The organism is Streptomyces sp. CO7 (assembly GCF_053474865.1).
In genome coordinates, this window is the sequence record NZ_JBRIOU010000003.1 from 405,018 (window position 1) to 414,603 (window position 9,586).

The following is a 9,586-nucleotide window of genomic DNA, read 5'->3' on the forward strand; positions in this document are numbered from 1 at the left end:
GAGACAGCCCGGACCCGGCCCCTCACGGGTGTGCGGCGGCGCGGGATGCGGAACCGCACGCACCCCGCGAGGCCGCGCGCAAGGGTCCGTCGCAGGTCAACACCGTTTCGGCGGTGTGACATTCGTCCCCGCGACGCGACTGGACAGGGGTCGTATCATGAAGGCCGCTCACATGTGTGAGGGGCTGCACGCAAGCGGCCACCCGTGGTTTCGCATACGAAGCCACCGGGCATGAGCCGGAACGCGCCGGGCAAGGACGCCAGCGGCGCGCCTCTCCGAAGACGGGCGACGAAGCCTGTACCCAGGAATCGTCAGGACACCTTCCCTGGCACGTCTCCCCGCATGCCCGCCGTCACCCGGCGGGCCGGCGGCCAAGGCTCCCGCATGCGTCCGCATGGTGGAACGCGGTATCCAACTTCCGGGATTCCGTTTCACTATGTAACGCGCAGAAGAATCTTTGCCACACAGCAGAGGGCCAACGTCGTCCCTCGGCATCAGTGCCCCCAGAGCCGCAGAGCCTGGGAGGACCTTTTCAGCCACATGACGACGACGGGAGAGCCGATGCGTACGCCGCGCCAGCCGTCCCAGCACTCCACGAACGGCCGTAACTGGTCGTACATGGATGCTCGCCCTGCTGCCCAGGGCCTCTACGACCCGCGCGACGAGCACGACGCCTGCGGCGTCGGTTTCGTGGCCAACCTGACCGGCGAGGCGAGCCACACGCTGGTCGACCAGGCACTCACCGTGCTCCGCAACCTCGAGCACCGCGGCGCCACCGGCTCCGAGCCCGACTCCGGCGACGGCGCCGGCATCCTCTCCCAGGTCCCCGACGCCTTCCTCCGCGAGGTCGCCGGGTTCGAGCTCCCCGAGGCCGGCCGCTACGCCGTCGGCATCGCCTTCCTCCCGCAGGACGGCGCCGACGAGGCGGCCGCCCGCATCGACGCGATCGCCGCCGAGGAGAACCTCACCGTTCTCGGCTGGCGCGAGGTCCCCGTCGCCCCCGACCTGCTCGGCGCGACCGCCCGCTCCACGATGCCCGCCTTCCGCCAGGTGTTCGTGACCGAGGGCGCCAGCGCCGGCATCGAGCTGGACCGCAAGGCGTTCCTGCTGCGCAAGCGCGCCGAACGCGAGCTGGGCGTCTACTTCCCGTCGCTGTCCGCGCGCACCATCGTCTACAAGGGCATGCTGACCACCGGCCAGCTCGAGCCCTTCTTCCCGGACCTCTCCGACCGCCGCTTCGCCTCGGCGATCGCCCTGGTGCACTCCCGGTTCTCGACCAACACGTTCCCGAGCTGGCCGCTCGCACACCCCTACCGGTTCATCGCCCACAACGGCGAGATCAACACCGTCAAGGGCAACCGGAACTGGATGAAGGCCCGCGAGTCGCAGCTGGTCAGCGAGCTGTTCGGCGCGGAGAAGCTGGAGCGGGTGTTCCCGGTCTGCACCCCGGACGCCTCCGACTCCGCCTCCTTCGACGAGGTCCTGGAACTCCTGCACCTCGGCGGCCGCTCGCTGCCGCACAGCGTGCTGATGATGATCCCGGAGGCGTGGGAGAACCACCCCACCATGGACCCGGCCCGCCGCGCGTTCTACCAGTACCACGCGGCCATGATGGAGCCCTGGGACGGCCCCGCCTGCGTCACCTTCACCGACGGCACCCAGGTAGGCGCGGTCCTCGACCGCAACGGCCTGCGCCCCGGCCGCTACTGGATCACCGACGACGGCCTGGTCGTCCTCGGCTCCGAGGTCGGCGTCCTGGACATCGCCCCGGAGAAGGTCGTCCGCAAGGGCCGCCTGCAGCCCGGCCGGATGTTCCTGGTCGACACGGCCGAGGGCCGCGTCATCGAGGACGACGAGATCAAGCACGCCCTCGCCACCGAGCACCCCTACCAGGAGTGGCTGGAAGCCGCCGAGATCGAGCTCGAGGACCTCCCCGAGCGCGAGCACATCGTGCACACCCACGCCTCGGTCACCCGCCGCCAGCAGACCTTCGGCTACACCGAGGAAGAGCTGCGCGTCATCATCGCCCCGATGGCGAAGGCCGGCGCCGAGCCCATCGGCTCCATGGGCACCGACACGCCCATCGCCGCACTCTCGCAGCGCCCGCGCCTGCTCTTCGACTACTTCACGCAGCTGTTCGCGCAGGTCACCAACCCGCCGCTGGACGCCATCCGCGAGGAGCTCGTCACCTCGCTGCGCTCCCCGCTCGGCCCGCAGGGCAACCTGCTGGAGCCCACCGAGGAGTCCTGCCGCAGCGTCGTCCTGCCCTTCCCGGTCATCGACAACGACGAGCTGGCCAAGCTCATCCACATCAACGCCGACGGCGACATGCCCGGCATGACGGCGGCCACCCTCTCCGGCCTCTACCGGGTCGCCGGCGGCGGCGCTGCCCTCGCCGCCCGCCTCGACGAGATCTGCGCCGAGGCCGACGCCGCCATCGCCGGCGGCGCCCGCCTCATCGTGCTCTCCGACCGGCACTCCGACGCCGAGCAGGCGCCGATCCCCTCGCTGCTGCTCACCGCGGCCGTGCACCACCACCTCATCCGCACCAAGCAGCGCACCCAGGTGGGCCTGCTGGTCGAGGCCGGCGACGTCCGCGAGGTCCACCACGTCGCCCTGCTCATCGGCTACGGCGCCGCCGCGGTCAACCCGTACCTGGCCATGGAGTCCGTCGAGGACCTGGTCCGCGCCGGAACGTTCCTCCCCGGCATCGAGGCCGAGCAGGCCATCCGCAACCTGATCTACGCCCTCGGCAAGGGCGTCCTGAAGGTCATGTCCAAGATGGGCATCTCCACCGTCGCCTCCTACCGCGGCGCGCAGGTCTTCGAGGCGGTCGGCCTCGACGAGGAGTTCGTCCACCGCTACTTCGACGGCACCGCCACCAAGATCGGCGGCGTCGGCCTCGACGTCGTCGCCCAGGAGGTCGCCGCCCGCCACGCCAAGGCCTACCCGGTCACCGGCATCGCGCCCGCGCACCGCACCCTCGAGATCGGCGGCGAGTACCAGTGGCGCCGCGAGGGCGAGCCGCACCTGTTCGACCCGGAGACCGTCTTCCGACTCCAGCACTCGACGAAGACCGGCCGCTACGACGTCTTCAAGAAGTACACCGAGCGGGTGAACGAGCAGTCCGAGCGCCTGATGACGCTGCGCGGCCTGTTCGGCTTCAGGAGCGACCGCCCCTCGATCCCCGTCGAGGAGGTCGAGCCGGTCTCCGAGATCGTCAAGCGGTTCTCCACCGGCGCCATGTCGTACGGCTCCATCTCCAAGGAGGCGCACGAGACCCTCGCCATCGCCATGAACCAGCTGGGCGCCAAGTCCAACACCGGTGAGGGCGGCGAGGACCCGGAGCGCCTGTACGACCCGGCGCGCCGCTCCGCGATCAAGCAGGTCGCCTCCGGCCGCTTCGGCGTCACCAGCGAGTACCTCGTCAACGCCGACGACATCCAGATCAAGATGGCCCAGGGCGCCAAGCCCGGCGAGGGCGGCCAGCTGCCCGGCCACAAGGTCTACCCGTGGGTCGCGAAGACCCGGCACTCGACGCCTGGCGTGGGGCTCATCTCCCCGCCGCCGCACCACGACATCTACTCCATCGAGGACCTCGCCCAGCTCATCCACGACCTGAAGAACGCCAACCCGAAGGCCCGCATCCACGTGAAGCTGGTCTCCGAGGTCGGCGTCGGCACGGTCGCGGCGGGCGTCTCCAAGGCCCACGCCGACGTCGTGCTGATCTCCGGCCACGACGGCGGCACCGGCGCCTCCCCGCTCACCTCGCTGAAGCACGCGGGCGGCCCCTGGGAGCTCGGCCTCGCCGAGACCCAGCAGACCCTGCTGCTCAACGGCCTGCGCGACCGCATCGTCGTGCAGACCGACGGCCAGCTGAAGACCGGCCGCGACGTCGTCATCGCCGCGCTGCTCGGCGCCGAGGAGTTCGGCTTCGCCACCGCGCCGCTGGTCGTCTCCGGCTGCGTCATGATGCGCGTCTGCCACCTCGACACCTGTCCGGTCGGCATCGCCACCCAGAACCCCGTCCTGCGCGAGCGGTTCACCGGCAAGGCCGAGCACATCGTCAACTTCTTCACCTTCATCGCCGAAGAGGTCCGCGAGCTGCTCGCCGAGCTCGGCTTCCGCTCCATCGACGAGGCCGTCGGCCACGCCGAGCTCCTCGACGTCACCCGCGCCGTCGACCACTGGAAGGCCCAGGGCTTGGACCTCGCGCCCCTCTTCCACGTGCCCGCGCTGCCCGAGGGCGCCGCCCGCCACCAGGTCATCGCCCAGGACCACGGCCTGGAGAAGGCGCTCGACAACGAGCTCATCAAGCTCGCCGCCGACGCCCTCGCGGTCAACGACGCCGGCGACGTCCGCCCGGTGCGCGCCCAGGTCCCGGTCCGCAACATCAACCGGACCGTCGGCACCATGCTCGGCCACGAGGTGACCAAGAAGTTCGGCGGCGCGGGTCTGCCCGACGACACCATCGACGTCACCTTCACCGGCTCCGCCGGCCAGTCCTTCGGCGCCTTCGTCCCCCGCGGCATCACGCTGCGCCTGGAGGGCGACGCCAACGACTACGTCGGCAAGGGCCTCTCCGGCGGCCGCATCGTGGTCCGCCCGGACCGCGGCGCCAACCACCTCGCCGAGGGCTCGGTCATCGCCGGCAACACCGTCGCCTACGGCGCCACCGGCGGCGAACTGTTCCTGCGCGGCGCCACCGGCGAGCGGTTCTGCGTCCGCAACTCCGGCGCCCTGGTCGTCTCCGAAGGCGTGGGCGACCACGGCTGCGAGTACATGACCGGCGGCCGGGCGGTCGTCCTCGGCCCGACGGGCCGCAACTTCGCGGCCGGCATGTCCGGCGGCACCGCCTACGTCCTCGACCTCGAGCTCGGGTACGTCAACGCCGGCAACCACGGAGCCGTCGAAGCCCTCGACGCCACCGACCTCGCCTGGCTGCACGACGTCGTGCGCCGCCACCAGGAGGAGACCGGCTCCACCGTCGCCGAGAAGCTCCTGGCCGACTGGGACAACGCCGGCCGGCGATTCAGCAAGATCATCCCCAGTGCCTACAAGGCCGTGCTCGCCGCCAAGGACGCCGCCGAGCGAGCCGGACTCGACGAGTCCGCGATCACCGAGAAGATGATGGAGGCGGCGACCAATGGCTGATCCCAAGGGCTTTCTCAACCACGGCCGTGAGGTCGCCCGGACCCGTCCGGTCGACGAGCGGCTGAAGGACTGGAACGAGGTCTACGTCCCCGGCTCCCTGCTGCCGATCGTCAGCAAGCAGGCCAGCCGCTGCATGGACTGCGGCATCCCGTTCTGCCACAGCGGCTGCCCGCTCGGGAACCTGATCCCCGAGTGGAACGACTACGCCTACCGCGAGGACTGGCAGAACGCCTCCGAGCGGCTGCACGCCACCAACAACTTCCCGGAGTTCACCGGGCGGCTGTGCCCGGCGCCCTGCGAGTCGGCGTGCGTCCTCGGCATCAGCCAGCCGCCGGTGACCATCAAGAACGTCGAGGTCTCGATCATCGACCAGGCGTGGGACAACGGGGACGTCGTCCCGCAGATCCCCGAGCGCCTGTCCGGCAAGACCGTCGCCGTCATCGGCTCCGGCCCGGCCGGCCTCGCCGCCGCCCAGCAGCTCACCCGCGCCGGCCACACCGTCGCCGTCTACGAGCGCGCGGACCGCATCGGAGGCCTCCTCCGCTACGGCATCCCCGAGTTCAAGATGGAGAAGCGGCACATCAACCGCCGCATCGAGCAGATGCGCGCGGAGGGCACCAAGTTCCGCACCGGTGTGGAGATCGGCCGCGACCTCGACGCCGACAGCCTGCGCAAGCGCTACGACGCCGTCGTGCTGGCCGTCGGCGCCACCACGGCGCGCGACCTGCCGGTCCCCGGCCGCGAGCTCAAGGGCATCCACCAGGCGATGGAGTACCTGCCGCTCGCCAACAAGGTGCAGGAGGGCGACTACGTCGCCCCGCCGATCACCGCCGCGGGCAAGCACGTCGTCGTCATCGGCGGCGGCGACACCGGCGCGGACTGCGTGGGCACCGCCCACCGCCAGGGCGCGGCCTCCGTCACCCAGCTGGAGATCATGCCCCGCCCGAACGACGACCGGGACCCGGTCGGCCAGCCGTGGCCGACCTTCCCGATGCTCTACAAGGTGACCTCCGCGCACGAGGAGGGCGGCGAGCGGGTCTACTCCGTCTCCACCACCCACTTCGAGGGCGACGAGGACGGCAACGTCCAGTGGCTGCACCTCACCGAGGTCTCCTTCGTCGACGGCAAGCTCACCCCGAAGCCCGGCTCCGAGCGGAAGATCCCCGCCCAGCTGGTCACCCTCGCGATGGGCTTCACCGGCACCGACCGTGAGAACGGCCTGGTCGACCAGCTCGGCCTGGAGCTCGACGCGCGGGGCAACATCGCCCGCGACAAGAACTTCCAGACCAACGTCCCCGGCGTGTTCGTCGCCGGCGACGCGGGCCGCGGCCAGTCGCTCATCGTGTGGGCCATCGCCGAGGGCCGCAGCGCGGCGCGCGGCGTCGACCGTCACCTGACCGGCACCAGCACCCTGCCCGCGCCGATCCTCCCGGACGACCGCGCCCTGGTCGCCTGACCTCCGGCCCCGCCGGCCCGGCCCGCCGGCCCGGGCCGGCGGATCCGGTGACCCTCCGCCCCGCTCCCCACGCCTGGGAGCGGGGCGGAGTCGTTCACCCCCGTGTCCAGTCCCGTACCCTCCTGCGCAGAGCGTCCTGGCCGTACGGGCGCGCCCGGGGGAGGGGAGCGGCGGTATGCCCGCCATCAGTTTGACCAAGGTCGAGCGGACCGCGCCCGCGCTGGTCGACCTGTACAAGACCGCAGGCCGCACCGTCGCCCGCCACGGCCTGGAGGGCGAACGCGCCGCCGTGTACCTGGTCGTCGACTACAGCGGCTCCATGAAGCCCTACTACAACAACGGCAGCGTCCAGGCGCTCGCCGACCGCGTGCTGTCCCTCGCCGCCCACTTCGACGACGACGGCATCGTCCCCACCGTCTTCTTCTCCACCGAGGTCGACGCGGTCACCGACATCGAACTCGCCCGCCACCAGGGCGCGATCGAACGCGTCCTCGCCGGGCTGGGCCACATGGGGAAGACCAGCTACCACCTCGCGATGGACGCCGTCATCGACCACCACCTCGACAGCGGCGCCACCGCACCCGCCCTGGTGATCTTCCAGACCGACGGCGGCCCGATCAGCCGCCCCGCCGCCGAGCGCTACGTCTGCAAGGCGGCGGGGCTCCCCCTCTTCTGGCAATTCGTGGGCTTCGGCGACCCGCACAGCAAGCAGTTCGACTTCCTGCGCAAGCTCGACGAACTCGACGTTCCCGGCAAGCGCGTCGTCGACAACGCCGGCTTCTTCCACGCCGGCCAGGACCCGCAAAAGCTCTCCGACGACGACCTCTACGAGCGCCTCCTCGGCGAGTTCCCCGCCTGGCTGCGCGCCGCCCGCGCCCAGGGCATCGTGCGCTGACCGCACCTCGCGCCCGGAGCAAGGACAGCGTTCCGGCGTCGCTCTGTCGGTCGTCCGAAGTAGTGTTCGCGCCGTCGCGCCAACACCGTGAGGAACGAACGACATTGACCGAGCTGTCTGCCTTCCCGCTGCCCTTCTCCGCGTCCGCGCACGCCCAGGAGCCCCGAACCCTCGGGGAGATCCAGATGATGCGGTGCAGCGCACACATCCGGGAGAAGCCCGAGTGGTACGTCAAGAAGGACGACGCGGAGGTGACCGCCCGATGGACGCGGGAAGCGGTTGAGCAGGGCCTGACCGAAGCCCGGATACGGTACGTCCTCGCCGAGCTCGCCCACTACGCCGAGCTCCGCGACGGACGAACCGGCATCGAGGTGTCCGCCGTGGACGGGGTCTGGAAGTCGGACAGCCTCGTCGAGGACGAGCTCAGGGACAGGCTGCGCGAGGCGGTCCGCGTCCTGGAGGAGGTCCCCGAGGAGGACAAGGACTGGCACCCGGGCTCCGACGGCCAGGTGCTCGACCTCGTCCACCCCTCGCTCTTCTGCCTCGTGCGCGACGTCAGCGGCGGCCCCGAGCGCGCCTGGGAGAAGCCCCGGAATGGCCCGTCCTACAGCTACTACGGCTCGACCCGCCCGGGATACGAGTTCTCCGACCGCTTCCAGTGGCTCCCCACGGATGTCGCGGTCGGCGACGACGGGGACGTCACCTTCCGCTCCTACGTCAACAACGTCCACCCGGAGAAGCACTGGGAACTCGCCGACGTGCTGCCCGAGTTGTTCGCTCGAGTGCGCCCCCTGTTCGAGCGGGTCCTCACCGGCCTGCGCCATCCGCGGCCCCCGCGCATCGAGGCCGACCCCTGGTCCTGGTACCGGGACGAGGACGGCAACGGCGAGCCGGTCTGGCCCGGCAACGAGGACCAGGAGGCGCTGAAGGCATGGTCGGAGGCGTACGACGCGTGGCACGAGAACCGCACCCCGGTCATCCCGGACCCGCCGGAGTTCGCTCCGCCCGCCGCGCCCGACGAGAGCGACCGCGTCGACCTGCGCGGCCGTGACCTGCAGGTCATCGTCAAGCTCGCCACCATCCACCTCACGCCGGAGAAGCCCGAGTACGCCGGCGGGTCCTGGCACGTCGAGGGCATGCTCAACGAGCGCATCGTCTCGACCTGTCTCTACTACTGGGACAACGAGAACATCACCGAGAGCCGCCTCGGCTTCCGCACGGCGGTCGACGAACCCGAGTACGAGCAGAACGACGACAACGGGGTGCGCGAGGTCTACGGCCTGGAGAACGAGGGCCCGCTGAACCAGGAACTGGGCTCGGCGGGCACCCCGGCCGGCCGCTGCCTGGCGTTCCCGAACGTCCTCCAGCACCGCGTGGCCCCGTTCCGCCTCGCGGACCCCACCCGGGCCGGGCACCGCAAGATCCTCGCCTTCTTCCTCGTGGACCCGTCGGAGCGCATCGTCTCCACCTCCGACGTGCCGCCGCAGCAGCCGTGGGCCGACACGTCGACCATGACGCTGGAGGAGGCCAAGGGGTACCGCGAGGAACTCATGAAGGAACGCAAGTTCTTCGTTGACGAGCACAACCAGGAGATCTACGAGCGGGAGTTCTCCCTCTGCGAGCACTGACCCGCCAGGAAGCCGGCCGGCTGCTCCGACATGATTACCTGGTGAGCGGGTCGGAGCAGCCGGTCGACGCGGCGGTCCTGGCGGTCGAGTCACATGTCCGGGCGTTCTTCGCGGGGCACTCCGTGGAGACCGTCGCGTACGACCTGGGGCCCGGGCGGCGCGAGGTGCTGCCCGAACTGCGCCTCCTCGTCGCGGGACCCGGCCCGCGCGGCGACGGCTGGGCCCACGTCACGGCGGGCTGACTGCCCCACCTCCACGGCCCCGCCCTCGAACACTGCCCGCTCCCCGACGGCGGCCATGCCCGCATCCTCTGGGTGCTGCCGGTGACCCGCGCCGAGATCGAGTACCGCCGGCGGCACGGACACGAGGCGCTGGAGCGGCTCCTCGACGAGGCGGGGATCATCCCGACGGACCCGTTCCGGGCCTCGGTCGTCTGACACCCTCGGTCCGCCG

General features: G+C 71.0%; 6 protein-coding genes. All 6 read left to right on the forward strand.

Translation table 11 applies throughout. The annotated features are described in order from the left end of the window. Positions 1-618: 618 nt before the first annotated feature. The 6 genes from gltB (at position 619) to ACOV8S_RS11805 (ending at position 9,570) form a co-directional block, all read left to right on the forward strand. A complete protein-coding gene (gene gltB, locus ACOV8S_RS11780) occupies positions 619-5,154 on the forward strand; it encodes a glutamate synthase large subunit (protein ID WP_448317926.1) in 4,536 nt (1,511 codons plus the stop codon). After that, positions 5,147-6,610, forward strand: a complete 1,464-nt coding sequence (locus tag ACOV8S_RS11785; RefSeq protein ID WP_448317728.1) for a glutamate synthase subunit beta — start codon at positions 5,147-5,149, stop codon at positions 6,608-6,610. The genes gltB and ACOV8S_RS11785 overlap by 8 nt, the downstream gene beginning before the upstream one ends. Positions 6,611-6,785: 175 nt before the next feature. Next, entirely contained in the window at positions 6,786-7,505 is a 720-nt protein-coding gene (locus tag ACOV8S_RS11790) for a vWA domain-containing protein (protein WP_448317729.1), read from the forward strand. Between the two features lie 62 nt (positions 7,506-7,567). After that, entirely contained in the window at positions 7,568-9,133 is a 1,566-nt protein-coding gene (locus tag ACOV8S_RS11795) for a DUF4246 domain-containing protein (RefSeq protein WP_448317730.1), read from the forward strand. Between the two features lie 41 nt (positions 9,134-9,174). Then, positions 9,175-9,375: a hypothetical protein gene (locus ACOV8S_RS11800; RefSeq protein WP_448317731.1), complete on the forward strand. Its 201-nt coding sequence runs from the start codon at positions 9,175-9,177 to the stop codon at positions 9,373-9,375. Continuing rightward, positions 9,376-9,570, forward strand: a complete 195-nt coding sequence (locus tag ACOV8S_RS11805) for a suppressor of fused domain protein (protein WP_448317927.1) — start codon at positions 9,376-9,378, stop codon at positions 9,568-9,570. The last annotated feature ends 16 nt before the right edge of the window (positions 9,571-9,586 follow it).

What these genes read in the sequence shown, in the direction of transcription:
- gltB (WP_448317926.1), top strand. Translation starts at nt 619, where the DNA reads ATGGATGCTCGCCCTGCTGCCCAGGGCCTCTACGACCCGCGCGACGAG.
- ACOV8S_RS11785 (WP_448317728.1), top strand. Translation starts at nt 5,147, where the DNA reads ATGGCTGATCCCAAGGGCTTTCTCAACCACGGCCGTGAGGTCGCCCGG.
- ACOV8S_RS11790 (WP_448317729.1), top strand. Translation starts at nt 6,786, where the DNA reads ATGCCCGCCATCAGTTTGACCAAGGTCGAGCGGACCGCGCCCGCGCTG.